Source organism: Streptomyces decoyicus, assembly GCF_019880305.1.
In the GTDB taxonomy this organism is placed as follows: domain Bacteria; phylum Actinomycetota; class Actinomycetes; order Streptomycetales; family Streptomycetaceae; genus Streptomyces; species Streptomyces decoyicus.
Genome location: NZ_CP082301.1, coordinates 5,228,732 through 5,254,415 on the forward strand (window position 1 = coordinate 5,228,732; position 25,684 = coordinate 5,254,415).

22 protein-coding genes are annotated in these 25,684 nt (G+C 71.6%); 15 read left to right on the forward strand and 7 right to left on the reverse strand.

The features are described from left to right. Positions 1-431 precede the first annotated feature (431 nt). Both K7C20_RS23125 and K7C20_RS23130 read left to right on the forward strand, forming a co-directional pair. A complete protein-coding gene (locus tag K7C20_RS23125) occupies positions 432-1,223 on the forward strand; it encodes an RNA polymerase sigma factor (RefSeq protein WP_053209450.1) in 792 nt (263 codons plus the stop codon). Beyond that, complete coding sequence (locus tag K7C20_RS23130) at positions 1,223-2,275, forward strand: hypothetical protein (protein ID WP_053209449.1); 1,053 nt, start codon at positions 1,223-1,225, stop codon at positions 2,273-2,275. The genes K7C20_RS23125 and K7C20_RS23130 overlap by 1 nt, the downstream gene beginning before the upstream one ends. A 296-nt stretch (positions 2,276-2,571) precedes the next feature. Here K7C20_RS23130 and K7C20_RS23135 read toward each other — a convergent pair whose 3' ends face one another. Next, complete coding sequence (locus tag K7C20_RS23135) at positions 2,572-3,411, reverse strand: L,D-transpeptidase family protein (RefSeq protein ID WP_209443958.1); 840 nt, start codon at positions 3,409-3,411, stop codon at positions 2,572-2,574. Positions 3,412-3,584: 173 nt separating this feature from the next. Between K7C20_RS23135 and K7C20_RS23140 the strand changes: the two genes are divergently transcribed. Then, a complete protein-coding gene (locus K7C20_RS23140; protein WP_053209447.1) occupies positions 3,585-5,183 on the forward strand; it encodes an acyl-CoA mutase large subunit family protein in 1,599 nt (532 codons plus the stop codon). Positions 5,184-5,229: 46 nt separating this feature from the next. Continuing rightward, entirely contained in the window at positions 5,230-5,442 is a 213-nt protein-coding gene (locus tag K7C20_RS23145) for a hypothetical protein (protein WP_030981280.1), read from the forward strand. Positions 5,443-5,493: 51 nt separating this feature from the next. Here K7C20_RS23145 and K7C20_RS23150 read toward each other — a convergent pair whose 3' ends face one another. Then, on the reverse strand, positions 5,494-6,195 hold the full coding sequence (locus K7C20_RS23150) for a FadR/GntR family transcriptional regulator (protein WP_030087006.1): 702 nt from the start codon (positions 6,193-6,195) through the stop codon (positions 5,494-5,496). A 132-nt stretch (positions 6,196-6,327) separates the two neighbouring features. Here K7C20_RS23150 and K7C20_RS23155 point away from each other — a divergent pair, with 132 nt between their 5' ends. Beyond that, entirely contained in the window at positions 6,328-6,849 is a 522-nt protein-coding gene (locus tag K7C20_RS23155) for a gluconokinase (RefSeq protein ID WP_030087007.1), read from the forward strand. A gap of 72 nt (positions 6,850-6,921) precedes the next feature. Then, positions 6,922-8,319 carry a GntT/GntP/DsdX family permease gene (locus tag K7C20_RS23160; protein WP_030087010.1) on the forward strand — a complete coding sequence of 466 codons (1,398 nt, stop codon included), beginning with the start codon at positions 6,922-6,924 and terminating at the stop codon, positions 8,317-8,319. Positions 8,320-8,383: 64 nt separating this feature from the next. Here K7C20_RS23160 and K7C20_RS23165 read toward each other — a convergent pair whose 3' ends face one another. Further along, entirely contained in the window at positions 8,384-9,376 is a 993-nt protein-coding gene (locus tag K7C20_RS23165) for a DMT family transporter (protein WP_053209446.1), read from the reverse strand. 70 nt (positions 9,377-9,446) lie between these two features. Between K7C20_RS23165 and K7C20_RS23170 the strand changes: the two genes are divergently transcribed. Continuing rightward, positions 9,447-10,046: a TetR/AcrR family transcriptional regulator gene (locus K7C20_RS23170; RefSeq protein ID WP_053209445.1), complete on the forward strand. Its 600-nt coding sequence runs from the start codon at positions 9,447-9,449 to the stop codon at positions 10,044-10,046. 34 nt (positions 10,047-10,080) lie between these two features. On the opposite strand, the gene K7C20_RS23175 is transcribed toward K7C20_RS23170, so the two are convergent. After that, on the reverse strand, positions 10,081-11,652 hold the full coding sequence (locus tag K7C20_RS23175) for an FAD-dependent monooxygenase (protein WP_052414369.1): 1,572 nt from the start codon (positions 11,650-11,652) through the stop codon (positions 10,081-10,083). Positions 11,653-11,690: 38 nt separating this feature from the next. On the opposite strand from K7C20_RS23175, the gene K7C20_RS23180 reads away from it, so the two are divergent. Then, a complete protein-coding gene (locus tag K7C20_RS23180) occupies positions 11,691-12,380 on the forward strand; it encodes a TetR/AcrR family transcriptional regulator C-terminal domain-containing protein (RefSeq protein WP_030087019.1) in 690 nt (229 codons plus the stop codon). A gap of 12 nt (positions 12,381-12,392) precedes the next feature. Here the strand turns inward: K7C20_RS23180 and K7C20_RS23185 are convergent, their stop codons facing one another. The 3 genes from K7C20_RS23185 to K7C20_RS23195 are packed head-to-tail and all read right to left on the reverse strand — an operon-like array spanning position 12,393 to position 15,876. Continuing rightward, positions 12,393-13,547, reverse strand: coding sequence for an acyltransferase family protein (locus K7C20_RS23185; RefSeq protein ID WP_030087021.1), 1,155 nt, complete (start codon positions 13,545-13,547; stop codon positions 12,393-12,395). After that, positions 13,544-14,899 carry a polysialyltransferase family glycosyltransferase gene (locus K7C20_RS23190; RefSeq protein WP_030087022.1) on the reverse strand — a complete coding sequence of 452 codons (1,356 nt, stop codon included), beginning with the start codon at positions 14,897-14,899 and terminating at the stop codon, positions 13,544-13,546. Before K7C20_RS23190 ends, K7C20_RS23185 begins: the two co-directional genes overlap by 4 nt. Then, a complete protein-coding gene (locus tag K7C20_RS23195; protein ID WP_030087023.1) occupies positions 14,899-15,876 on the reverse strand; it encodes a glycosyltransferase family 2 protein in 978 nt (325 codons plus the stop codon). The genes K7C20_RS23190 and K7C20_RS23195 overlap by 1 nt, the downstream gene beginning before the upstream one ends. A gap of 223 nt (positions 15,877-16,099) precedes the next feature. Between K7C20_RS23195 and K7C20_RS23200 the strand changes: the two genes are divergently transcribed. The 7 genes from K7C20_RS23200 (at position 16,100) to K7C20_RS23230 (ending at position 25,659) form a co-directional block, all read left to right on the forward strand. After that, on the forward strand, positions 16,100-17,398 hold the full coding sequence (locus K7C20_RS23200) for a DUF6716 putative glycosyltransferase (protein WP_053209444.1): 1,299 nt from the start codon (positions 16,100-16,102) through the stop codon (positions 17,396-17,398). Positions 17,399-17,454: 56 nt separating this feature from the next. Then, positions 17,455-18,747 (forward strand): acylneuraminate cytidylyltransferase, encoded by a 1,293-nt coding sequence (locus K7C20_RS23205; protein WP_053209443.1) that lies wholly within the window; start codon positions 17,455-17,457, stop codon positions 18,745-18,747. 80 nt (positions 18,748-18,827) lie between these two features. Then, positions 18,828-19,757, forward strand: coding sequence for an N-acetylneuraminate synthase family protein (locus K7C20_RS23210; RefSeq protein ID WP_030087032.1), 930 nt, complete (start codon positions 18,828-18,830; stop codon positions 19,755-19,757). A 28-nt stretch (positions 19,758-19,785) separates the two neighbouring features. After that, a complete protein-coding gene (locus K7C20_RS23215) occupies positions 19,786-21,000 on the forward strand; it encodes a hypothetical protein (RefSeq protein ID WP_245171314.1) in 1,215 nt (404 codons plus the stop codon). A gap of 139 nt (positions 21,001-21,139) precedes the next feature. Continuing rightward, a complete protein-coding gene (locus K7C20_RS23220; RefSeq protein WP_048830119.1) occupies positions 21,140-22,411 on the forward strand; it encodes an amidohydrolase in 1,272 nt (423 codons plus the stop codon). Positions 22,412-22,811: 400 nt separating this feature from the next. Then, positions 22,812-23,843: a BMP family lipoprotein gene (locus tag K7C20_RS23225; RefSeq protein ID WP_030087040.1), complete on the forward strand. Its 1,032-nt coding sequence runs from the start codon at positions 22,812-22,814 to the stop codon at positions 23,841-23,843. A 232-nt stretch (positions 23,844-24,075) separates the two neighbouring features. Next, positions 24,076-25,659: an ABC transporter ATP-binding protein gene (locus K7C20_RS23230; RefSeq protein ID WP_053209441.1), complete on the forward strand. Its 1,584-nt coding sequence runs from the start codon at positions 24,076-24,078 to the stop codon at positions 25,657-25,659. Positions 25,660-25,684 lie beyond the last annotated feature (25 nt).

Genomic DNA, 25,684 nt, shown 5'->3' on the forward strand with positions numbered 1-25,684 from the left:
CGGGGGCCCCGACAGGCCCGTAACGTGCGGATCCGCGCCGGTCGGCGCACTGTTCAGGCCGCCTGCCGCGGCGGGGAAAAGCCATCCTTCCCGGGAGTTCCAGATGGATCCGTGCGGGCACCTCGCCGGAGCGTCGGCCGCTCGGCGCCCCCCTTCTTCCGGCTCCGCCACATCGGGCGGTGCCTCCCTCCCGGGTTCGGATCGTTTGCCCTCACGGGATACGGTCTGCGGGAACATCCGGGTTACCGGCGGTTTCCGGCCGTCCGCGGCCGGCGGCTCGCGGTAGCCGGCCCGGCTCCGGCCGTGCGGAGGGGCGCTGCCCGCCCCAACGACGCCGGGAACGGGGAAGCGAGGCCGAAGGCGCGGCCGAGTGAAGCAGCAATGCAGCAAGGACCGGGCGGCGGACATTCCGCGTGCGACAGGATGGACCCGTGCGAGGGGACGACATTCAGCCGGACGACCGTCGGCTGACGGTGGCCGTGCAGGCGGCACAGGACGGTGACGAGGCGGCGTTCCGTACCGTCTACCGCGCCGTACATCCCCGGTTGTTGGGATATGTACGGACCTTGGTGAGCGAACCGGACGTGGAGGATGTCGCCTCCGAGGCCTGGCTCCAGATCACCCGCGACCTCGCACGCTTCAGCGGCGACGCCGACCGCTTCCGCGGCTGGGCCGCCCGTATCGCCCGCAACCGCGCCCTCGACCACATCAGGATGCGCGGCCGCCGCCCGGCGATCGGCGGCGACGAGAGCGAACTGGCCGACACCCCCGGTGCGTCCGACACTGCGGGCGAGGCGCTCGAAGCCCTGGGCACCGGCAGCACCATGCGGCTGATAGCCCGGCTGCCGCAGGACCAGGCCGAGGCCGTGGTGCTCCGGGTGGTGGTCGGGCTCGATGCCAAGAACGCCGCGCAGGTACTCGGCAAAAGGCCCGGCGCGGTGCGCACCGCCGCACACCGCGGGCTGCGGCGGCTCGCCGAGCTGATCGGCGAGGAGCCGGGCAGCAGTCAGGACAGGAGCCAGGACAGCAGTGAGGCCGGCGGCGAAGGCGGCGCCGGCCAGGGTGGAAGAACCCCCTCCGGGCCGTCCGTACAGGGCCCGCACGGAGGTGGCGGAACGGTGAGCGGGGTGCCCGTACAGGGCAGAAGACGTCGCGACGGCGTGGCGGAATCGTACGTACCAGGTGTGACGGAAACGGCCGCACGGACGCAGAGGGACATGTGATGGCCGACGACCGGTACGACTGGCTCGACAAGGACACCGCGGAGCGATTGCTGCGCGGTGAACAGGTCAGTGCCCGGCACGGCGACGGCGCACACGAACTCGAACAGCTCCTGGAAGCCGCCGCAGCGGTCGCCGCCAGGGCGCCCGAAACCGTCGAGCTGCCCGGCGAAGAGGCGGCCGTCGCCGCATTCCGCCAGGCCGTCCGCCACGGCTCCGGCGCCCGCAACCGCACCGCCGGCGCACCGCTCCCGGGCGTGCGCACCGCACACACCGCGGACCTCGCCGAACGCACCCGGCTCGGCCGCCCCGTCCGGCGCGGCTTCGCCGTCGCCCTCGCCGCCTGCGCCATCGGCGGCGTCGCCGTCGCGGCCGGCACCGGCGTCCTGCCCACCCCGTTCCGGGGCGGCGACCCCGCACCTGCCTCCAGCGTCTCCGCCGTGGAGACCCCCGGACCGTTCCGCACCGGCGAGCCCGGCGCCCAGACCGACGGCACCACGGGGCAGACCCCCGACGCCGGCCCCGGCCGGAAGAGCTCCGAACCCCCCGAGAGCCCCACACCCGGCAGCAGCCCCGGCGCCAGTAAGAACCCCGGCAGCGGCACCCCGAGCGGCGGAACGGGACGCGGCAGCGACAAGCCCGGCGGCAGCGACGGCAAAGGGACCGACCCCGGCCGCGGGGACACGAAGAACTTCCTGCTCGCCCTGTGCCAGAACTACGAGTCCGGCAAACGGGACGCCATGGACCGCGACACGCTGCGGCGCCTCGAACGCAAGGCCGGCGGGCCGGAGAAGGTGCACGTCTTCTGCCGCGCCTACCTGGCGCGGTACCAGAACGGCGGCGGCTCGGGCAGCAACGACGGCTTCGGCGGCGGCACCGGCGGATCCGGCGGCAGCGGCGGCTCGGGCGGTGACGAGGACGACGAAAGCCACCCGCCCCGGCCACCCGGCGCGAGCCCGGGCACCGGCACGTCCACCCCGGCCCCCGGCCCCTCGGCAACCGCGCCGGATACCGGAGATGCCACGCCGAGTGGAACCGCTGACGGCCCGGTGTGACGTTTTTTGAAGCCGTGACGCAGTAATGAGTGAGCCGACTGGTCATCGGCTGCGCGACGAGCCGGGGTTCCCCCCGTACCTACGGCTCAGCGCATCTGGCGCGGGCGGGGCACGTTCCCCCGGCCCTGCCCGCGCCCCCTTCTTTGCGCCTGAGCCGGCGCCACCCCTCTTTGCGCCTGAGCCGGCGCCGCTCTCGCGGATGTGGATCCGTGGGTGGGGGTTGCTCGATTTTCGCTTCGGTCAGACATCTGCGGTTGGGCTCTTGGGGATGTGCGGGTGGCGTGCCGGGGCTTTGGCTAGTGGTAGACGACCACCTTGGTTCCCCTCTTCACGGTGTGGAAGAGGGCGGCGATCTTGCTCTTGTCGCGGACGTTGACGCAGCCGTGGGAGGCGCCGCTGTAGCCGCGGGCGGCGAAGTCCGCGGAGTAGTGGACGGCCTGGCCGCCGCTGAAGAACATCGCGTACGGCATGGCCGTGTGGTAGATCGTCGAGACGTGGTGGCGGCTCTTGAAGGTGAGGGCGAAGGCGCCCTCGCGGGTGGGGGTGTACTGCGAGCCGAAGCGGACATCCATCGCCGAGACGATCTCGCCGTCGACCATCCAGGTGAGGGTGTTGCTCCGCTTGCTGATGCAGATCACCCTGCCCCGCATACAGCGCGGGTCCGGGACGCCGGCCGGCCGCGTCGTGGGCGGGTGGAGCTCCTGGTGCGACGGGCGGCGGGTCTGGGACTTCAGTGCCCGCCAGGCCGTGGGCTGTACGGCGCCCGTACGGGGCAGGCCCTGCCGTTTCTGGAAGGCGCGGACCGAGGCGGCGGTCACCGACGCGTAGTAGCCCGTCGGGGAGCGGTCGAAAAGGCCCAGCTGGGCCAGTCGCGCCTGGAGTTCGCGGACCTGCGCACCGCGTGAGCCGGCCGCCATGAGCGGTTTGGAGGCCGGCGGTGCGTGGTGGGCGGTGCGGTGGGGGCGCGGCGCGGTGGTGTGCTTGGCCGGGGCGGGCGGTGCCTGATGGCCGAGGGGCGGGGGAGCGGGAGTGGTGGGGGCGTAGCGGATGCCCCTGCTCTCCGGTACGGCGGTCCCGGTGACCTGCACCGGGCGGCAGCCCACCGCGAGTGCGGCCACCACCAGCACCGCGGCCACCGCAGGCGCCGTACGTCTTCCACTGCTCCGCTGCATGCGCAACCCCCGGATCTCGGCGGCCTGACCGGCCCTCGGTGACTCTTCCCAGCGCTGCGGGGCGGCGAACCTGCGGGCATGCTGTCAGCAAGGCGTAAACCCGGACTAACCGGTCACCCAATGGGAGGCGTACACCCATGGCGTACGAGTCGGGCAATGTGCGGTACAACGAGAGCGGTCTGCCCGTCGAGCCTGTGTACGGGCCGGAGGCGCTGGAGGGCTGGGACCCGGAGCGCAGCCTCGGCGCGCCCGGCAGCTACCCCTTCACCCGTGGGGTGTATCCGTCGATGTACACCGGGCGGCCCTGGACGGTGCGGCAGTACGCCGGCTTCGGCACCGCGCGCGAGTCCAACGCCCGCTACCGGCAGCTGATCGCGCACGGCACCACGGGCCTGTCGGTCGCCTTCGACCTGCCGACGCAGATGGGCCACGACTCGGACACCCCGATCGCCTCGGGCGAGGTCGGCAAGGTCGGGGTGGCCATCGACTCCGTCGAGGACATGCGGGTGCTGTTCGGCGGTATCCCGCTCGACAGGGTGTCGACGTCGATGACGATCAACGCGCCCGCCGCGCTGCTGCTGCTCCTGTACCAACTGGTGGGGGAGGAGGAAGGAGTGGCGGCCGGTCAGCTGAACGGGACCGTCCAGAACGATGTGCTCAAGGAGTACATCGCGCGGGGGACCTACATCTTCCCGCCGCAGCCGTCGCTGCGGCTGACCGCGGACATCTTCCAGTACTGCCGGGCCGAGATCCCCCGGTGGAACACCATCTCCATCTCCGGCTACCACATGGCGGAGGCGGGCGCCTCGCCCGCGCAGGAGATCGCCTTCACGCTCGCCAACGGCATCGCCTATGTGCGTACCGCTGTTGCCGCCGGAATGGACGTCGACGACTTCGCGCCGCGGTTGTCCTTCTTCTTCGTCGCGCGGACGACGCTGCTCGAAGAGGTTGCCAAGTTCCGGGCCGCCCGACGGATCTGGGCCCGGGTGATGCGGGAGGAGTTCGGTGCGAAGAACCCCAAGTCGCTGATGCTGCGGTTCCACACCCAGACGGCGGGGGTGCAGCTCACCGCCCAGCAGCCGGAGGTGAACCTCGCACGGGTCACCCTCCAGGGGCTCGCCGCCGTGCTCGGCGGCACCCAGTCGCTGCACACCAATTCCTTCGACGAGGCCATCGCCCTGCCCACGGACAAGTCGGCCCGGCTGGCGCTGCGTACCCAGCAGGTGCTCGCGTACGAGACCGACGTGACCGCCACCGTCGATCCGTTCGCCGGTTCCTACGCCGTCGAGTCGATGACGGACGAGGCCGAGGAGGCGGCCGTGGCGCTGATGCGGCGGGTCGAGGACATGGGCGGTGCGGTGGCCGCCATCGAGCAGGGCTTCCAGAAGGAGGAGATCGAGCGCAACGCCTACCGCCTCGCCCAGGAGACGGACGCCGGTGAGCGGGTCGTGGTCGGCGTCAACCGCTTCCAGCTGGACGAGGAGGAGCCGTACGAGCCGCTGCGGGTCGATCCCGCGATCGAGGCCCAGCAGATCGAACGGCTGGCGGTGCTCCGGGAACGCCGTAATGCCCGTGCGGTGTCGGCCGCGCTCGGCGATCTGCGGAAGGCCGCCGAGGGCACGGACAATGTCCTCCACCCCATGCGCGATGCCTTGCGGGCGAGGGCGACGGTGGGCGAGGTGTGCGATGCGCTGCGGGAGGTCTGGGGGACGTATGTGCCCACGGATGCTTTCTGAGTGGGCAGGGGAGTAGGTGACCGCCGAGCTGGGTCAGACTGGTGTCATGTCGTCACCCCGCCGCGCGTGCCCCGTCTGTACCCGAGAGATCGCCGTTGTCGGCGGCCGCTTCGCCCGTCATGACCCGCCCGGCCGGCGGACGGTGCTGGAGCTGATCTCCTGCCCGGGGTCGCGCCGGATCGCGCCGATGATGGCGCCCGCGGAGAAGCTGTTCGACCCGGAGGAGCCGCCGATCCCGGGGCAGCAGCCGCTGTTCTGAGCCGGAGCGCCGGTTGCCGGTTGCCCTGACGGTGCGCGGAGGTCCCGCCGACTACGGTGCCAGCACGTCCAGTTCGGCCATCGCGCCCGCCGTGATCTCGCGGGTCAGGGACTCCGCCCGTGCCGCGTCGCCGGTGCGTACCGCCTCGGCGACCTGCACATGGAGGGTGACCGCGGCCGGGTCGGGGTCGGTGAACATCACATGGTGCTGGGTGCGGCCGGTCAGGACGGCGGCGACCACATCGCCGAGCCGGGCGAACATCTCGTTGCCGGAGGCGGTCAGCACGACGCGGTGGAAGGCCGTGTCGTGGACGAGATAGGCGTCGAGCTGCTGGCCGCGTGAGGTGGCGACCATCCCCATGGCCTGTTCGGTGAGTTCGGCGCACTGGGCGGGGGTGGCGTGCTGGGCGGCGAGACCCGCGGCGACCGGTTCGATCGCGGAGCGCAGTACGGTCAGCGAGCGCAACTGCCGGGGGCGGTCCCGGCCGGCCAGCCGCCAGCCGATCACCCGCGGATCGTAGACGTTCCACTCCTCGGTGGGCCGGACGGTCACCCCCACCCGGCGCCGGGAAGCGACCAGCTGCATGGACTCCAGTACCCGGACCGCCTCGCGGATGACCGTGCGGGAGACGTCGAAGCGCTGCTCCAGCTCGTCCGTGCGCAGGATCGTGCCCGGAGGGTAGTCGCCCGCGGTGATCGCGGGTCCGAGGGACTCCAGCACCCGAGCATGCAGTCCCTTCCCCTCGTTTTCCATGGGGCAAGCCTACGTTCCCGCACTCCGGCCAATTAAGTATGACGTTTGCATCACAGACTCTTGAATACGTCGTACCTAATGGGTTTCAGTGGGGTCCGCACGGGGTCAATGAAGACAGCGAGGTACCACGGGATGAGCACCCCCGACGTGATCGTCGTGATGGGCGTGGCCGGCACCGGCAAGACCACGATCGGCCCGATGGCGGCCGCCAGACTGGGCGTTCCGTACGCCGAGGGCGACGACTTCCATCCGCCGGCCAACATCGCCAAGATGTCGGCGGGCATCCCGCTGGACGACGACGACCGCGGTCCCTGGCTGGACGCCATAGGAGCCTGGGCGCACGAGCGCGCCGGGCACGGCGGCGGTGTGGTCAGCAGCTCCGCGCTCAAGCGCGCCTACCGCGACCGGCTCCGGGCGGCCGCTCCCCGCATCGTCTTCCTGCACCTCACCGGTGACCGCTCGCTGATCGAGGAGCGGATGGCCGAGCGCAAGGGCCACTTCATGCCGACCGCGCTGCTGGACTCCCAGTTCGCCACGCTCGAACCGCTCGGTCCCGACGAGGCCGGTGTCGCCGTGGATGTGTCCGGCACCCCGGAGGAGATCGCCGAGCGCGCGGTGGCCGCACTGCGCGCGATGGACCCGCCGGGCGCCTGACCCCGTACCCCCACACCCCACACCCGTACCGCAGCACCCCCTTTCCCCCTCCGTCCAACCAAGGGAATCGCCGTGACTCATCTCAGCGTCGAGATGCTCGCAGCGGACGCGACCGAGCCGATAACCTCGGCCGGCCACGCACAGCTGGGCATCGCCGTCCTGGCCGGCATAGCCGTCATCGTCCTGCTCATCACCAAGTTCAAGCTGCATGCCTTTCTGTCGCTGATCATCGGTTCGCTGGTGCTCGGCGCGGTGGCCGGCGCACCGCTCGACAAGGTCATCACCAGCTTCTCGGCGGGCCTGGGCACCACGGTCGCGGGTACGGGCGTGCTGATCGCGCTCGGCGCCGTCCTCGGGCGGCTGCTCGCCGACTCCGGCGGTGCGGACCAGATCGTCGACACGATCCTGGCGAAGGCGAGCCGGAGGGCGATGCCCTGGGCGATGGTGCTGATCGCCGGGATCGTGGGGCTGCCGATCTTCTTCGAGGTCGGCATCGTGCTGCTGATCCCCGTGGTGCTGCTGGTCGCCAAGCGCGGCAACTTCTCGCTGATGCGCATCGGCATCCCGGCGCTGGCCGGACTGTCCGTCATGCACGGGCTGATCCCCCCGCACCCCGGGCCGCTCGTGGCGATCGACGCCGTCGGTGCGAACCTCGGTGTCACCCTCGCGCTCGGTGTGGTCGTCGCCGTCCCGACCGCGATCATCGCCGGGCCGGTCTTCTCCCGTTACGCGGCCCGCTGGGTGGACATCCGCCCGCCGGAGAACATGGTGCCCGAGCGCGCCACCGAAGACCTGGAGAAGCGGCCCGGCTTCGGGATCACCGTGGCCACCGTGCTGCTGCCGGTGGTGATGATGCTGGCCAAGGCGCTGGTGGACATCGTCGTCGACAATCCGGAGCACACCGTCCAGCGGGTCTTCGACGTGGTCGGCTCGCCGCTGATCGCGCTGCTCGCCGCCGTCCTCGTCGCGATGTTCACGCTGGGCCGGGCGGCGGGCTTCACTCGCGGCCGGATCGCCACCACCGTCGAGAAGTCGCTCGCCCCGATCGCCGGTGTGGTGCTGATCGTCGGTGCGGGCGGCGGCTTCAAGCAGACGCTGGTGGACGCCGGCGTCGGCCAGATGATCCTGGACGTCTCCAAGGGCTGGAACATCTCCGCGCTGCTGCTCGCCTGGCTGATCGCGGTCGCCATCCGGCTCGCGACCGGCTCCGCGACGGTGGCCACCATCTCCGCCGCCGGGCTGGTCGCCCCGCTCGCCGCGGAGATGAGCACCACCCATGCCGCGCTGCTGGTGCTGGCCATCGGCTGTGGGTCGCTGTTCTTCAGCCATGTCAACGACGCCGGATTCTGGCTGGTCAAGGAGTACTTCGGGATGAACGTCGGCCAGACGCTGAAGACCTGGTCGGTGATGGAGACGCTGATCTCGGTCGTCGGGATCGGGTGCGTGCTGCTGCTCTCCCTGGTTCTTTAGGGACCGTGTTCTCCCGGGTCCTTCAGGGCCCGGGTCCGTCCAACCCCTGTTCTTTCCGGGCGGGTTACCGCCCCGGGCGCCCCACCCCCCTCAGGCGCCTGTCCCCGTCACGAGGCCGTACGAGCGGATGTCCGCTGGTGCGGCCTCGTGCACATGGGGGCGGGCTCCCGGTGGTGTCCGCCCCGGCCGGAGGCGCCGCGCCGCGGTGCACGAGGACGACCGCCGCCAGTCCGAGGGCCAGCCCCGCGGCGGTCTGCGGGCCGAAGGGCTCGCCGAACATGGCGGCTCCCCACAGCGCCGTGACCGGTGCCATCAGGAACATCAGGGTGTTCACCTCGGTGACGCCCCGGCGCCGGAGGATCAGCCAGTACAGCCCGTACCCGCCGAAGGTGGACAGCACCACCAGCCAGCCGACCGCAGCCCAGAACGAGAGCGAGGCGGGCGGTTGCAGGGAGCCGGTGCCCGCGGCGAGGGCGGTGAACAGGACGGCGCTGGTGGTGCAGTGGATCGTCATCGACACCGACGGGGCGACCCGGGTGCGCGAGCGGCCTTCCAGGAACGTGGCCGCCACCAGCGAGGACATGCCGAGGAACGGGACGAGATAGGCCCACCCGGCCACCCCCGGGCCGGCCGCCGCGTCGGCCGTGGTGACCAGGACGACGCCGCCCACGCCCAGACACAGACCGAGCCACTGCCGGCGGGAGACGTACTGGCGCAGCAGTGGTCCGGCGAGCGCCCCTGCCACCAGCGGCTGGGTGCCGTCGATCAGGGCCGTGGTGCCGCTGGAGACCCCGAGCTGGATCGCGGAGTAGACGCTGAGCAGATAGCCGCTCTGTGACAGGGCGCCGATGACGGCCTGCCGGGCCATGTCCCGTGCGGTCAGGCCCCGCCACGCGGTGCGGGCGGAGGCGGCCGCCACGACCACGAGGACGGCGGCGAGCGGCAGGAACCGCCACATGAGGAGCGTGCTGGCGGGCGCGCTGTCCGCGCCGAGCTTGGCCCCGATGAACCCCGAGCTCCAGCAGAGCACAAAGGCGGCCGAGAGCAGGAGATGCATGCTGTCGCCTCCGTCAGTAGACCGATCTGTATACCTCTCCTTTCACTATACAGATCGGTATACTTTTTGCATGGGTACCTCGCAGAAAACGCCCCGGATCACGATGACGCCTGCCGCGCGGCGGGCCCTGGAGGCCGCCGGGCGGCTGTTCTACGAGCGCGGGATCCATGCCGTCGGGGTGGATCTGATCGCCGCCGAGGCCGGGGTGACGAAGAAGACCCTCTACGACCGGTTCGGCTCCAAGGAGCAGATCGTCGTGGAGTACCTCGCGGACCGTGATGAACGCTGGCGGGCTTTTCTCACGCCGTATCTCGACGCCGCCCGGCCGTCGCCCGCCGCGGGGGTCCTGGCCGTCTTCGACGCCTCCCGCGCCTGGTCGGCGCAGCACAGCCGCAAGGGGTGCAGCATGGTCAACGCCCATGCGGAGATCAGCGATCCGTCCCACCCGGCGTACGCGATCATCACCGCGCAGAAGGAGTGGATGCTCGCGCTGTTCGCCGATCTGGTCGGGGCCGCCGCCCCCGGCCGGGCCGGCCGGCTGGGCCGGACGCTGATGCTCCTTCATGAAGGGGCCCTGGTCGCCCACGGCCTGGGCATCTTTCCCGACCCGATCGGTCAGGCCCGCGACGAGGCGGAGGAGCTGCTCGCCGCCGCGGGGGTGCGGCCGTGACCGGCGGTGGGCCCGCCGGACCGGCCGTCGGGGTTCACCGGGCTGCCGGTGCCATGGTCGCGCCCAGGTAGGTCCCGAGGGCCGCGGTCACCTGCGCCGTCGCGTCCTCGGGCGGTGCGGCGAGGGCGAGATAGCCGTCGGGGCGGATGAGGAGCACGGCGGGGCCGGGGCCGTAGGCGTCGCGGATGTGGCCGTCGGTGTCGATCAGATCGGGGGTCGGGCCGCCGACGCGGACGAGGCGCAGCAGGTCCGGACCGGCGGGCAGGGCGGTGTCCTCGACGGCGGTCCCACCCAGGTCCAGCAGGGTGAAGTGCGGGCCCCGGAAGGCGTCGAAGAGCCGGGTGGGCTTGCCGTCGGCGGTGCTGCACGGGGCGTCGGGGGCCCGGTCGCCCGCGACGGGTATGCCCTCGGCGAGGTCCGTACGCAGCTCCCGCGTCAGGGGGCTGTCGCGGTAGCCGATGTCGAGCTGGTGCAGGTCCCGGCCGCGCCGCAGCTCGCGGGAGCGGTGCAGCCGGGTGCTGGTGTCGAGGATGCGCTCGGCGATCGGACGGCGCTCGGCGTGGTAGGTGTCGAGCAGGGTGTCGGGGGCGCCGTGCCGCAGCACCTGGCCGAGCTTCCAGCCGAGGTTGTAGGCGTCCTGGACGCTGGTGTTCAGGCCCTGGCCGCCCGCCGGGGAGTGGATGTGCGCGGCGTCGCCCGCCAGGAAGACCCGGCCGGCGCGGTAGGCGTCCACCATGCCCGCCTTGGGGCGGTAGAGAGAGGTCCACAGGACCTCGCGGATCTGCTCGGCGCCGAGGTGGGTGTGGGCCGCCAGCTGGGCGTGGACCGTCTCGGGCGAGATGTCGGGCACTTCGGTGAAGGCCACGATGAAGCTCTGGAAGTAGTCGGTGCCGGCCAGCGGGAGGAGCGAGACGAACCCGCCGTTCGCCAGCGGCCAGCGGTGCCAGTGGTCCCGGTCGAGGCCGTCCGCCCGGACATCCGCGAGCAGTACGGCGCCCTGCCCCAGCGACGGACCGCTCATCCGTGCGCCCAGCGCCCTGCGTACGGTGCTGCGCCCGCCGTCGGTGCCGACCAGGTAGGCGCCGTGCACGGTGCGCTCCGCTCCGTCGGCGTGGCGCAGACGGGCGGTCACCCCGGTCGGGTCCTGGTCGAATGCGGTGAGTTCGGTGCCGAAGAGCACCTCGCCGCCGAGCTCTTGCAGCCGCTCGTACAGCAGCTCCTGATTGCGGAACTGCGGCACCATCAGGGCGTTCGAGTACGGGATGGCGGGTGTCGGATCGACCCGCTCGATCATCTCGGTGGTCTCGGTGATCCGGCCGTTCTCCCAGAGGGCCGTCTTCGGGTAGCGGCCGCCGGCCGCCCGGACGGTGTCCAGCACCCCGAGATCGTCGTAGACCTCCTGGGTGCGCGGCTGGAGGCCGGTGCCGCGGGAGCCGGGGGAGAGGCGGTCCTGCCGCTCGACGATCAGGGCGCGCACACCGCGGCGGGCGAGGTCGATGCCCAGGGCGAGGCCGGTGGGCCCGGCGCCGGCGATCAGTACGTCGACGGCCGCACCGTCGTCGGGCAGCGCGGCACGGAAGACGTCCTTAACGTTGTTAAGTTCCATGTTTCCGAGCATGGCTTTAACGGTGTTAAGTTGTCAACATGGTTTCGCGCATCGACCGGAAACAGGTCGTGGACACCGCTCTGCGGCTGCTGAACGAAGTGGGCCTCGACGGGCTCACCCTCCGGCGTATCGCCAAGGAGCTGCACGTCCAGGCCCCCGCGCTGTACTGGCACTTCAAGAACAAGCGGGAGCTGCTGGACGAGATGGCCACCGAGATGTTCCGGCGGATGACCGGGCGGCTGGTGACCGCAGGGGCCGGCGCGGGCCCGGACGGCCGTACCTGGCAGGAGACGCTGCTCGACGGCTGCCGGGCGATGCGCCGCGAGCTGCTCAACTACCGTGACGGCGGCAAGGTCTTCAGCGGCACGCGGATGACCGACGAGAGCTACGCCGGGCCGCTCGACGGCTTGCTGCGCACCTTCACCGAGGCGGGCTTCAGCCTGCGCGGCGCGGCGCGGGCCTGGTGGACGGCGTACAACTACACCGTGGGCCTGGTGATCGAGGAACAGTCGGTCCACCCGGAGCCCGGACAGCCGGAGGCCCGCGACCCGGCCTATGACCTGGCCGACCGCGAGCGGCGCCTCATCGAGGAGTATCCGCTCGCGGCGCTGGCCGGCGAGGAGATGTTCGGCGACATCGAGCAGAACTTCGAGGCCGGGCTGGGCATCATCGTTGCGGGGATCGCGGCCACCCTGGACCCGGACGCGGGGAGTCGAGCGGGGAGTTGAGCGGGGAGTCGATCAGCGCCGTGGGTCGATCGACCGCTTCAGCACGGGTGTGAGCGGGCGCTCTATGAAGCGGTGCAGCACCCACGCGAGCAGCAGCATCAGAGCGACGGTCAGCACCAGCGTCGCGTACGAGGGCAGGCCGATGCCGTGGTGCAGCGCCCGCACCACGACCCAGCCCAGATGCTCGTGCACGAGGTAGAACGGGTAGGTCAGCGCGCCGGCCACGGTCAGCCAACGCCAGTTCGCCCAGTGCAGGTTGCCCAGCGCGACCGCCGAGACCAGGGCGAAGCCGAGCGTGACGACGGCGATGATGACTGCCGTCGAGCGGTAGGAGAACGCGGTGGCCGACGGTGCGTGCCACAGCCCCGCGACCGCGTAATGCTGGCCGATCAGCCAGCTGACCAGCACTATCGCCCAGGCGATCGGATCGCGGGCGCCGTAGCGGTGCAGCAGGTACAGGCCCACCCCGCCGATGAAGAACGGGGCGTACTCCGGCATCAGTACGGTGTCGAGGAAGGGCTGGTGGGCGGCCTGCGCCAGCGCGGCGGCCAGCGTCCAGCCCGCGCAGAACAGCACCACCCGGCGGCGGGTGGCGCCGGGCAGTACGACGCAGAGCGCGAAGAGGGCGTAGAAGCGCATCTCCGCCCAGAGGGTCCAGCACACCCCGAGCACCCGGTCCACGCCCAACGGCTGCTGGAGCATGGTCAGATTGGTCAGCACCTCGCTGGGAGCCAGCGCCTCGAAGGCGACCCAGGGGAGCGCGAAGACCGCGGTGACCAGCAGGATCGCGGCCCAGTAGGCCGGGTAGAGGCGGGAGACGCGGGAGGCGATGAACGCGCGCAGCGTCCGTCCCCAGCCGCTGAGGCAGATCACGAAGCCGCTGATCACGAAGAAGATCTGCACGCCCAGGCAGCCGTAGGCGAACAGCGGTGCGGCAGTGGGGAATTGGTGGGCGGGCGAGCCGCCCCAGGCCTGGGCTATCTCGCCGTTGCGGCCCCCGTAGTGGTACGCGGCGACCATCAGCGCGGCGAGCAGCCGCAGCCCGTCCAGGGCGCGCAGCCGCGAGGGTCCGCCGCGGCTGCGCCCCCGTATCGCGGGCCGGGGAGCGGTGGTGAGGAGATCCGGCGCGACGGGCGGCGCGCCGGTCGTCAGCTGGGGCGTGCTCATCCGAACGCGGCCCGCTTCTTCAGCCGCCGCTGCACCGCACGCGCCCGGCGCGCGACCCTGCGCACGGTGGCATTGCGCGGAATGAACGACAGCTGGGACGGGAGCGCGCCGGGCAGCGCCAGCGCGGTCAGCCGGCGGCGCTTGAAGTAGCGCCAGGTGACCTGGTCGAGACGGGTCGCGAGGTAGCGCTCGGCGGACGGCCGCAGCTGCGGATAGATCTGGTGCTGCATCGCATAGCCGACCGCGGTGACCAGGCCCTCGATGCTCCCGGCGGTCGCGAAGGCGCGCGGGTGCTCGCTGCGGTCGCCCAGGTCGGGCACCAGCGCGTCCACGATCGTGACCGGGATGCGGTTGCTGTTCTGGTACGGCGTGAGCCGCTCCAGCAGCAGCCCGGTGCCGGTCCGCGCGGTGGGCAGGCCGTAGAACGTGGCTGCCGTCAGCAGCGCGGTGGAGAAGCAGCCGACGACCAGCTCCGGCCGCATCCGCTGGTAGAGCACCTCGGCCAGGACCGGGCTGTCCAGCACGGTCAGCGCGACGTCCAGCTTCTCGGCCTCCCGCTCCAGCAGCCGCGACCAGCGGGCCGGCGCGGACGGGTGCGGTTTGAAGACGATCTCGCGGTGGCCGCGCTCGGCGGCGCCGCGCACCATCCGCACATGGAGCTCCTCTTCCTCCTCGGGGGTGAGGATCCCCAGCGCGGAGAGGTACTGGCCGAGCAGCAGCGCGGCGCCCTCGGGGGCCGCCACCTCGCCACTGGCGTCACAGAGTTCGGCCAGCACCTTGGTGAAGGCGTCGGTCGGCACGGTCTGCGGCGCGACGTCGAACTCGGTGAGCAGCAGCGGCGTCAGGCCCGGCACCAGATCCAGATGCAGCAGCCGGTTGATGCGCGTGCCGATGAGCGGGTCGAGCTTGTTGCGGGTGGGCCCGTAGCTCATCAGCCCGTCGGCGTAGACATCGATCGGCGCGTCCGGGAACAGCTGGGCGATCGCCAGCGCCGGGTTGACCTGGATCGACTCCACGACCAGCTCGATGTGGTCGTCGCCCAGGCCCCACAGCAGCCGCAGATGCCGCTCCCACAGCGGGACGTCGTCCGAGCGCGGCGACCAGCCCCCGGGGTGGAACGGGCTGATCGTCTCGTTCCACGACAGCACCCGGTCGAAGCGGCCGCGCAGCCGCTCGAAGCCGGGCATGGTGTCCAGCGACGCGGTGGTCTCCGGGGTGGTCGCGTTGTTGCTGAGCAGCAGCAGCCGGCGGTCGGCAGGCGCGAAGCAGTCGGCGTCCAGCGCAGCGGCGAGCGTCGCCGCACCGTAGAGCGTGGACGCCATGAAGATCTGGGTACGCGGTCGGGTGGACATCAGGCGGCGACCTCCGCCGGGACAGGGCGACGGCGCAGTCGCCGCAGCCGGGACGCGCGCTGCACATCCATCGAATCCAGGGCTTCCTTCAGTACGTCCTGCGGCATGCGTTTCATGGCCGCGGCGCTCATCGCGCGCAATTTACGGGCGACCTGCGGTTCGAAACGTTCGATCGAACCGAGATGGTGGGAAATGATCGCGCAATACGTGCGCACCGCCTTCGGCAGCAGAAGATCGGCATCGCGGTCCTGTGCCGTTTCCTCGATCACCTGATCGAAAGCGCGAATGAAGTCCAATTGCCGCACATCTCCGATCTGGGTCAGTGAGGACGCCACTCCGCGCCGGTAGAAAACGCCGAGCAGCCCGACCACCGCCATGGACTTCGCCTCGCGGTGCAGCCGCCAGATCCACGGGCGGTCCTCCGCGGTGCGCAGCCCGTCCCGGAAATGCAGCACCCCCTCGTCCAGCAGCCGGCGGTGGTACATCCCGGCCCAGGCGAAGGCGTAGTCGACGGAGGTGGAGCGGTCGGCGGGCAGGATCACCTCGCGCGGGTCCATCACCACCCCGCGCCGGCCGTGCGGGACACGGTGCACGGTGCGTGCGCGGGCGGTGCACTGGACATGGTCGGTACGGACGAAGTCACATCCCGACTCCTCCATGACGCCGAGGAGTTCGGGGTAGTAGCCGGGGGCGAGCCAGTCGTCGCCGTCCAGGAAGGTGACGTACTCGCCGCGGGCCTCGTCCAGGCCGGTGTTCCGGGCGGTGGCCAGGCCGCCGTTCTGTTCGTGCCGCAGGAGTCTGGCGCCCGGCAGCTCACGCTCGGCGCGCGCGAGGATCTCCGGGGTCTCGTCGCGGGAACAGTCGTCGACGAGCAGGAATTCAAAGTCCTCACGGGCATTGGCCGCCAGGCTTTTCAGGGTGTCGGGCGCGTATGTCTGCACGTTGTAGAACGGCACGATGACGGAGAGCTTAACCACCCGGGTGACGTTAGGTGCGCAGACGGCATTCGTCTTTACCGGGTGCGGACCTCAAGGTGAACGAAGAATGGCGGGATGGTTAACCGGGCCGACAATCGGGCTGGTTAGTCATTCGTCGACCCGCTGTTAACCCTTTGTTGCGACCCAGTTGGCCCGCCAAACGGAATGCCTTCCTAGCGTCATCGACGTGCCATCACGTACCTCTTCTTCGCCGCGGGTCGCCGTGCTCGCCGACTCGGATACCCGATGGAAATGGGGCGCTTTGACAGCGTACCGAATCCAATCGGACATCCGGCTCGACGGCTACCTTCTCCGCGGCCGCGCCACTCCCACGGTCCGCCAGCTCGACGAGGTCGGCGCCCGTGCGGACTCGCTGCGCGAAATCAGGGGCGTCGACTTCGTCCGGTCCCTCGACCGTACGGTCTGCGACGTCGTCGTGCTGGCCTGTGTCGGCGGAGCGGTGCAGGCGATGCTGCACGGCCTCGGCCGCGCCTGGCAGGGTGCCGAGCGCCGCCCCGCCGTCGTCACCGGCTACGTCGGTGTGGTCTACGAGAAGCTCGCCGACGGGCTGCTGCTACGGCACGGCGCGGATGTCGTCCTCGCCAACTCCCGGCACGACGCGGACCGGTTCCGCGAGGTCTACCGCGGGGTCGGCGCCGACGACGGCAGCGTCGTCGAATGCGCCCTGCCGTTCCTCGGCGGCGACCGCTACCGCCGCGACGGCGACACCGGCGCGCAGCACCGCTACACCGTGGTGTTCGCCGCCCAGCCCTCCGTCCCGGAGAGCCGCGCGGACCGGACCTACCTGCTGCGCCGGGCCGTGGAGCACGCCCGCAGGCACCCGGACCGCGAGGTGCTGATCAAGCTCCGCAGCAAGCCGGGCGAGCACACCACCCATATCGAGGAGCTGCCCTACCAGAAGCTCGCCACGAAGGCGCCCGGCGGACTGCCCGCCAACTGCCGCCTGGTGTACGGCAACATGGGCGAGGTCCTGGACCGCACCGACCTGATGGTGACGGTCAGCTCGACCGCCGCCCTGGAGTCGCTGCACCGCGGCATCCCCACCGCCGTCCTCACCGACCTCGGTATCCGCGAGGTCCTCGGCAACCACCACTTCCTCGGCTCCGGCTGCCTCGCCTCCTGGGACGAGCTGGACGCCGGGCACCGCCCGGAGCCCGACGCCGACTGGCTCGCCCGGCAGGGCGTCGCCGCCGCCGGGGACTACGAGCAGGCCTTCGACGCGGCCCGCGCCCGGGTCACCGCGCTGCGCACCGCCGACCGGCTGCCGCCCCTCACCCCGTACTACACAGCCCGTACCGCCCCCGGCTACCTCCCCGGCATCCTCGCCCGGCACGGCCTGGACCCGCACGGGGCGCCGGTCGCCGGCCATACGGACGCCCCCGAGGAGACCGGCGGACTGCGCCGGGTCGCCCGCGAGACGGTCCGCGAGGCCGCCCGCGGCGCCTACCGCCACGGCGTCCAGCGCGTCGCCCCCGCCATCCGCCGCTGGGGGCAGCTGTGACCCTCCCGTCGCCCGCCAGTCCCCGGAGCCCGCACGGCCCCCGGAAGGAGCCCGACATGCCGCCGAACCCGCAGAGCAGCCCGCCGACCGTGGTCGCCGTCATCCCCGCCCGCGGCGGATCCAAGGGCGTGCCCGCCAAGAACCTCGCCGCCGTCGGGGGAGTGCCCCTGGTGGCCCGCGCGGTCCGCGAATGCCGCGCCGCCCGCCTGGTCACCGATGTCGTGGTGTCCACCGACGACGCCGGGATAGCGGCCGCGGCCCGCGGCGCCGGAGCGGTCGTCGTACGGCGCCCCGGCGACATCGCGGGCGACACCGCCACCAGCGAGGCCGCCGTCCTGCACGCCATGGACGCCTACGAGGCCGAGCACGGCACCCGGGTCGACGCGGTGCTGCTGGTCCAGTGCACCAGCCCCTTCCTCGTCCGCGAGGACATCGACTCGGTGGCCGCCGCGGTCGTCGAGGGCGGCGCCGACAGCGCGCTGACCGTGGCCCCGTTCCACGGCTTCGTCTGGCGCGACGCCGCCGATGACGCGGACGTGAGCCCGGCTCCCGCCGAGCGGCCCGTGGCCGCCACGGTCCCCGCGCAGCCCACCGCCACCGCCCCGGCCGCCCTCACCACCACCGGCGGCTACGGCGTCAACCACGACAAGTCCTTCCGGCCGCGCCGCCAGGACCGCCCCCAGGACCTGCTGGAGACCGGCGCCGCCTACGCCATGGAAGCGGCCGGCTTCCGCGCCGGCGGCCACCGCTTCTTCGGCCGCACCGAACTCGTGCGCACCGACCCCGCCCGGGTGCTGGAGATCGACGACCCGCACGACCTGGCCCGCGCCCGCGCGCTCGCGCCGCTGCTGGACGCCCCGCGGCCCGGCGCACTGCCGACCCTCGACGACATCGACGCCGTCGTCCTCGACTTCGACGGCACCCAGACCGACGACCGGGTGCTGATCGACGCCGACGGACGGGAGATCGTCGCGGTGCACCGCGGCGACGGCCTCGGCATCGCCGCCCTACGCAAGGCGGAGCTGAAGCTGCTGATCCTTTCCACCGAGACCAACCCGGTCGTCGCCGCACGGGCCCGCAAGCTGCGGGTGCCCGTCCTGCACGGCATCGACCGCAAGGACCTCGCCCTCAAGCAGTGGTGCGAGGAAGCGGGCATCGCGCCCGAGCGCGTGCTCTACGTCGGCAACGACGTCAACGACCTCCCGTGCTTCGACCTCGTCGGCTGGCCCGTGGCGGTCGCCGGGGCGCACGACGTGGTGCGCGGCGCGGCCCGCGCGGTCACCGCGACGCCCGGAGGCAGCGGCGCGATCCGAGAGATCGCCGCCTGGCTGCTGGGCCCGTCCCTGTAACCCACAAAGACCCCCTGAACACCCCCCAACACCCCTGAACACCCCGCACACCCCCTGATCGACACGAAGGAACCCTCCCCATGAGCAGCAACTCCCGCCTCCGCACCCTCGGCTCCCGCGAGGCCGGCCCCGGCCGCCCCGTCTACGTCACCGGCGAGATCGGCATCAACCACAACGGCGACCTGGAGAACGCCTTCGCGCTGATCGACGCCGCCGCCGACGCCGGCTGTGACGCCGTCAAGTTCCAGAAGCGGACCCCGGAGATCTGCACCCCGCGCGACCAGTGGGACATCGAGCGCGACACCCCCTGGGGCCGGATGACCTACATCGACTACCGCCACCGCGTGGAGTTCGACGAGGACGGCTACCGCGCCATCGACGAGTACTGCAAGAAGCGCGGCATCGCCTGGTTCGCCTCCCCGTGGGACGTCGAGTCCGTCGCCTTCCTGGAGAAGTTCGACGTGCCCTGCTACAAGGTCGCCTCCGCCTCGCTCACCGACGACGAGCTGCTGCGTGCCATGCGCGCCACCGGCCGCACCGTCATCCTCTCGACGGGCATGTCCACCCCCAAGCAGATCCGGCACGCCGTCGAGGTCCTGGGCAGCGAGAACATCCTGCTCTGCCACGCCACCAGCACCTACCCGGCCAAGGCCGAGGAGCTCAACCTGCGGATGATCAACACCCTCCAGGACGAGTACCCCAACGTCCCGATCGGCTACAGCGGCCACGAGACCGGCCTGCAGACCACCCTCGCCGCGGTCGCCCTCGGCGCCACCTTCGTCGAGCGCCACATCACCCTCGACCGTGCGATGTGGGGCTCCGACCAGGCCGCCTCCGTCGAGCCCGGCGGCCTGTCCCGCCTGGTCCGCGACATCCGCACCATCGAGGAGTCCCTCGGTGACGGCGTCAAGAAGGTCTACGAGAGCGAGCTCGGCCCGATGAAGAAGCTGCGCCGTGTCACCGGCGTGGTCGCCGAGGCCGAGGCCGGCGCCGAGCCGGCGGCGGTCTGACGGCCGGGCCCACGAACCGACGGGAGCGATGGTGAGCTCACCCGAAGGGGCCCCCGCCGGGCCCGTCACGCCCGGCACCGGGGTCCCGCCCCAGGAGACGACGGGTTCTCCCGCCCGTCGTCTCCTGGGGGTGCCGCGGCAGCGCCGCCGGCCCGCACGCACCGGTTCCGGACCGGATGCCGCCGCCCGGGACTCCGGCACCCTCGCGTTCGTCGAGAGCCCGGTGCAGCTGCTGAACGTCCTGGAATGGGCGTACACGGCACAGGCCACCGCGCTCACCGTCGTCGTGCTCTCCCCGCACGACCCGATGACCCGCGGCCAGCTGCGCCGGATGGCCGAACTCGCCCGCGACGAAGGCCACACGGTGCGCTGGGAAGAGGCCCGCGGCGGCCCGACGGCGCCGATGCGCACCGTCGGCGGGCTCACCCCGCTGCTGCGCCGCGCCCGCCGCATCGTCATCGGCGACCCGTTCTCCCGCTACGTCCAGCTGCTGCTCACCCTCACCAGGGCGCGCGATCTGGTCGTGGTCGACGACGGCACCGCCACCATGGAGTTCATCTCCCAACTCGCCCACGGCGAACGGCTGGTGCGCTGGCACCGCAACGGCAGCGGGCGCGGCGCGCGGGACCTGGTCTTCGCGCCGTTCTCCGCCACCGCCCGGCGCCGGCTCACCCCGGAGCCCGAGGGCGGCCGGCGCACCGTCGGGCTGTTCAGCTCGATGCCCGTCGAGGCACCACCGGGCGTCGAGGTCACCACCAACGACTTCGCCTGGACCCGCGGCCGCTTCGGCCCGCCCCGGCTCACCCGCGCCGCCGATATCGTCGGCACCTCGCTGGTGGAGACCGGAGTCGTGGACGCCGACCGCTATCTGGCGGCGGTCGGCATGCTGGCCCGTACGCACGGCGCCACCCGCTACTTCGCGCACCGCAAGGAGAGCGCCGAAAAGCTGCGCCGGCTCGTGGCGGAGACGGGGCTGGAGATCGTCCGGCCCGATCTGCCGCTGGAACTGATCGCCCGGCGCGGCCCCATCGGAGGGCTGATCGTCAGCTTCCCCTCCACGGTCGTGCACACCCTGCCGCTCGCCCTGCGGGGCACCGAGGTCAAGGTCGCGGTCTGCGACATCGATCCGGAGTGGCTGACGGCCCACGCCTCGCCGCGCGCCCAGGGCTTCCTCGACGGGGTCACCGGCACCGCCCGCGACGTGCAGCGACTGCCGTTCACCCAGCGGGTGGCCACCGGATGACCGCGCGCGGGAAGCCTTACTGCATACCCGTCGCATAAACCGTCCATGCGCCGAGCGGCCTAGATTTTCTTCCCCTAACGGGCTGAACTTTTGTTGATCGAGGGACAGTTGCCCCATCGGGGCCCGTAACCTTCCACGGGTGAACCACTCGATCTCCCGCGATGCCGGCACCGCCCGTACTCCCGCCGGGGACCAGCTCCCCGGCGCCCTCCCCGAGGCGCTGCGCGCCGAACTCGGCCTCTTCCGCCGCGACTTGCACATGCATCCCGAGCTCGGCAACCAGGAGTTCCGGACCACCGCGGGGCTCAAGGAACGGCTGGAGCGGGCCGGTCTGCGGCCCCGGGTACTGGCCATCGGCACCGGCCTGATCTGTGACATCGGCACACCGGACGCCACGGCCGACGGAGCGGCGCTCGCCGCGGCCCCCGCGCGCCCCCTGCTGGCCCTGCGCGCGGACATCGACGCGCTGCCCATCCCGGACACCAAGACCGTCGACTACGCCTCGACGATCCCCGGCCGTGCGCACGCCTGCGGCCACGACGTGCACACCTCCGTCGTCCTCGGCGCCGGCCTGGTCCTGGCCGAACTGGCGCGGGCCGGCGCCCTGCCGCGTCCCGTCCGGCTGATCTTCCAGCCCGCCGAGGAGGTGCTGCCGGGCGGCGCCTCCGACGCGATCGAGTCCGGCGCCCTGGAGGGCGTCGGCCGGATCCTCGCCCTCCACTGCGACCCGCGCGTCGACGCCGGCCGGATCGGGATCCGTACGGGAGCGATCACCTCCGCCTGCGACCGGCTGGAGGTCGGGCTGGACGGCCCCGGCGGCCACACCGCCCGCCCGCACCTGACCACCGACATGGTCACCGCCGCGTCCCGGGTCGCCCTGGACGTACCGGCCCTGCTCTCCCGCCGGGTCGACGCCCGCGCCGGCCTCGCCGTGACCTGGGGCCGTCTGGCCTCCGGCCACGCCTGCAATGTGATCCCGCAGCACGCCGAACTCTCCGGCACGGTCCGCTGTCTCGATCTCGACGCCTGGCGGAAGGCACCGGACCTGGTGCACGCGGCGATCGACGAGGTGGCCGCGCTGCACGGCGCGAAGTCGCAGATCACCTACGTCCGCGGGGTGCCGCCGGTGGTCAACGAGCCGGTCACCGTCCAGCTGCTGCACTCCGCGATGGCCGCCCGCCGTGGCGAGGGCGCCATCGAGGACACCGAGCAGTCCCTCGGCGGGGAGGACTTCTCCTGGTACCTCGAACATGTCCCCGGTGCCATGGCCCGCCTCGGCGTCCACCCGCCCGCCGACCCGACGCGCCGGGATCTGCACCGCGGAGACTTCGATGTGGACGAGCTGGCGATCAAGGTCGGCGTCGAACTCTTCACCGCAGCGGCGCTCCTCGACGGGGATCTGCCGGACTGATCACGACGGCGCGGCCGCTGCCCGCCGTGGCTCGGCGGGAGGACGGCGGGACGAGGGCGCCAGGGCGCGGGACGAGGGCGGCCGGGACGAGGGGGGCGGGACGAGGGCGCCAGGACAGCGGGACGAAGGCGCCGGAGGGCTCCTGCGGCCGCCCGCGTGACGGCGCTCACGCGAGGAGTGCGGCGTAGAGCCGACCAGTCACCGCAAAGTGCGCATAACGGCCCGTTCCGGCAGGTTGCCGGGACGGGCTTCGCATATCGCCCGGCTGTGTTTCGTCCAGGTGCCCTACGCCTCGAATCGATAACGTCCACGCAGTGGAGGGTTTTGCGCCAGGTCTACGCGCGTTAATCTCCCGACAAGCCAGCGCCAATGGGGGCGCTTAGAGCGAAGGGAAGGCCCCGTGCGTCGGGTCATCAGGATTGCCGCCGCGGCCACCGCCACCGCGGGCCTCGCGCTCACCGCCACCGCGTGCGGTCAGAGCTTTGCCGAGGCCAATCGCGCCAAACACGCGGGGGTCGGGCTGGCCTTCGACATCGGCGGCCGGGACGACCACTCGTTCAACGAAGCGGCCGCCCGCGGTGCGGAGAACGCGAAGAAGAAGCTGGGCGTCAACGTCAAGATGCTCACCGCCAAGAACGGCGAGACCGAGGCGGACCGCGAACAGCGGCTCACCTCCTTCGCCGAGGCCGGCTACAACCCGGTCATCGGCGTCGGCTTCGCCTACAGCCAGTCCGTGCAGAACGTCGCCAAGGACTTCCCCGACACCACCTTCGGTGTCGTGGACGCCGTGCCGGAGGGCAAGAACGTCGATGCGATGGTCTTCGCCGAGCACGAGGGCTCGTACCTGGCCGGCGTCGCGGCCGCGCTGAAGAGCAAGACCCACAAGGTGGGCTTCATCGGTGGCGTGAACAACGCACTGATCCAGAAGTTCCAGGCCGGGTTCGAGCAGGGGGTCCGCGACACCGACCCGAAGGCCAAGGTCACGTCGCAGTACCTCTACCCGAACAACGACAAGGGCTTCAACGACCCGGCCGCCGCCAAGGCCAAGGCCGGCGGCATGCTCGACAGCGATATCGACGTGATCTACTCCGCGGCCGGGCAGTCGGGCGCCGGAACGATCGAGGCGGTCAGCAAGGTCAAGGGCGCCTGGGCGATCGGTGTCGACTCCGACCAGTACCAGCAGCCCGGTCTGGCCCGCTACAAGAACCGCATCCTCACCTCGGTGGTGAAGAACGTCGACGTGGCGGTCTTCGACCTGATCAAGAGCGTCGAGGACCACAAGCCGCTGACCGGCATCCACGCCTACGACCTCAAGCACAGCGGTGTCTCGCTCGCCACCTCGGGCGGCTTCATCAAGGACATCCAGCCGCAGATCGACGCGGCCCGGAAGAAGATCATCGAGGGCAAGGTGAAGGTCAAGGAGACGCCGTAGCCAGGGACCACCGCCGCCCCGGGCCGCCGCAGAGCCGGCCCCGGGGGACAGGCCCCACGTCCCCCTTGTGACCGGCCTTTCCGGTCCCTTCCCCGCTTTTCTTACGTCCTTTCCGCTCCTTCATCCCCGAGGGGAGTGCGCCATCAACGCAGCATCCACGAGCAGCGGCCCGGCCGGCCCGGACGCCCCTGCTGTTGAACTCCGCGGAATCACCAAAAGGTTCCCCGGTGTCGTGGCCAACCACGACATCCATCTCACCGTGCGCCGCGGCACCGTCCACGCCCTGTGCGGCGAGAACGGTGCCGGCAAGTCCACCCTGATGAAGATCCTCTACGGCATGCAGAAGCCGGACGAGGGCACCATCGAGCTCGACGGCGAGCAGGTCACCCTGCACACCCCGGGCGACGCCATCGCCCGCGGCATCGGCATGGTGCACCAGCACTTCATGCTCGCCGACAACCTCACCGTCCTGGAGAACACCGTCCTCGGCGCGGAGAAGCTGCACGGCATCGCCGCCGGCGCCCGCGCGAAGATAAAGGAGCTCTCGGACGCGTACGGGCTGGGCATCCGGCCGGACGTCCTGGTCGAGGACCTCGGTGTCGCCGACCGCCAGCGGGTGGAGATCCTCAAGGTCCTCTACCGCGGCGCCCGCACCCTGATCCTCGACGAGCCGACCGCCGTACTGGTCCCGCAGGAGGTCGACGCACTCTTCGACAACCTGCGCGAGCTCAAGTCCGAGGGCCTGACCGTCATTTTCATCTCGCACAAGCTGGGCGAGGTGCTCTCGGTCGCCGACGACATCACCGTCATACGGCGCGGTACCACCGTGGCGTCGGTCGAGCCGTCCCGGACCACCTCCAAGCAGCTGGCCGAGCTGATGGTCGGCAGCGAACTGCCGTCCCCGGAGACCCGCGAATCGACCGTCACGGACGAGGAGATGCTGCGCGTCAGAGATCTGCACCTCTCCGCGACCGACACCGACGGCGTGGTCCGCACCGTCCTGGACGGCATCTCCTTCACCATCCACAAGGGCGAGGTGCTGGGCGTCGCCGGTGTCGAGGGCAACGGCCAGGCCGAACTCGTCGAAGCCGTCATGGGCACCCGCACCCCCGACCACGGCACCGTCACCCTGGACGGCAGCGACCTGTCCGGGGCCTCCACCCGCGCCCGGCGCGAGGGCGGCATCGGCTACATCCCCGAGGACCGCCACCGCCACGGACTGCTGCTGGAAGCCCCGCTGTGGGAGAACCGCATCCTGGGCCATGTCACCGAGCGGCCCAACAGCAAGGGCAAGCTCCTCGACCTGGCCGGGGCCCGCAAGGACACCGAGCGCATCGTCGCGGAGTACGACGTGCGCACCCCCGGCATCGAGGTCACCGCGTCCTCGCTCTCCGGCGGCAACCAGCAGAAGCTGATCGTCGGCCGCGAGATGAGCCACCGGCCCAAGCTGTTGATCGCCGCCCATCCCACCCGCGGCGTCGACGTCGGCGCGCAGGCGCAGATCTGGGAACAGATCCGCGAGGCGCGCCGCGAGGGCCTGGCGGTGCTGCTGATCTCTGCCGACCTGGACGAGCTGATCGGCCTGTCCGACACCCTGCGGGTGATGTACCGGGGCCGGCTGGTCGCGGACGCGGACCCCGCCGTCATCACCCCGGAGGAGTTGGGCTCCGCCATGACCGGTGCCGCCAGCGGCCACCTCACCGCCGCGGACGCGGCGGCGGACGACAGCGCGTCGGACGGCAACCCGTCGGACGACGGTGCGTCGCACGGCAGCACGCCGGACGGCGCCGGCGAGCAGGGCGGTGAGCAGAAGTGAGTACCTCCACCAAGAACCCCGCCAA

What these genes read in the sequence shown, in the direction of transcription:
- K7C20_RS23130 (WP_053209449.1), top strand. Translation starts at nt 1,223, where the DNA reads ATGGCCGACGACCGGTACGACTGGCTCGACAAGGACACCGCGGAGCGA.
- K7C20_RS23140 (WP_053209447.1), top strand. Translation starts at nt 3,585, where the DNA reads ATGGCGTACGAGTCGGGCAATGTGCGGTACAACGAGAGCGGTCTGCCC.
- K7C20_RS23145 (WP_030981280.1), top strand. Translation starts at nt 5,230, where the DNA reads ATGTCGTCACCCCGCCGCGCGTGCCCCGTCTGTACCCGAGAGATCGCC.
- K7C20_RS23150 (WP_030087006.1), bottom strand. Translation starts at nt 6,195, where the DNA reads ATGGAAAACGAGGGGAAGGGACTGCATGCTCGGGTGCTGGAGTCCCTC.
- K7C20_RS23155 (WP_030087007.1), top strand. Translation starts at nt 6,328, where the DNA reads ATGAGCACCCCCGACGTGATCGTCGTGATGGGCGTGGCCGGCACCGGC.
- K7C20_RS23165 (WP_053209446.1), bottom strand. Translation starts at nt 9,376, where the DNA reads ATGCATCTCCTGCTCTCGGCCGCCTTTGTGCTCTGCTGGAGCTCGGGG.
- K7C20_RS23170 (WP_053209445.1), top strand. Translation starts at nt 9,447, where the DNA reads ATGGGTACCTCGCAGAAAACGCCCCGGATCACGATGACGCCTGCCGCG.
- K7C20_RS23175 (WP_052414369.1), bottom strand. Translation starts at nt 11,652, where the DNA reads ATGGAACTTAACAACGTTAAGGACGTCTTCCGTGCCGCGCTGCCCGAC.
- K7C20_RS23180 (WP_030087019.1), top strand. Translation starts at nt 11,691, where the DNA reads ATGGTTTCGCGCATCGACCGGAAACAGGTCGTGGACACCGCTCTGCGG.
- K7C20_RS23185 (WP_030087021.1), bottom strand. Translation starts at nt 13,547, where the DNA reads ATGAGCACGCCCCAGCTGACGACCGGCGCGCCGCCCGTCGCGCCGGAT.
- K7C20_RS23190 (WP_030087022.1), bottom strand. Translation starts at nt 14,899, where the DNA reads ATGTCCACCCGACCGCGTACCCAGATCTTCATGGCGTCCACGCTCTAC.
- K7C20_RS23205 (WP_053209443.1), top strand. Translation starts at nt 17,455, where the DNA reads ATGCCGCCGAACCCGCAGAGCAGCCCGCCGACCGTGGTCGCCGTCATC.
- K7C20_RS23210 (WP_030087032.1), top strand. Translation starts at nt 18,828, where the DNA reads ATGAGCAGCAACTCCCGCCTCCGCACCCTCGGCTCCCGCGAGGCCGGC.
- K7C20_RS23215 (WP_245171314.1), top strand. Translation starts at nt 19,786, where the DNA reads ATGGTGAGCTCACCCGAAGGGGCCCCCGCCGGGCCCGTCACGCCCGGC.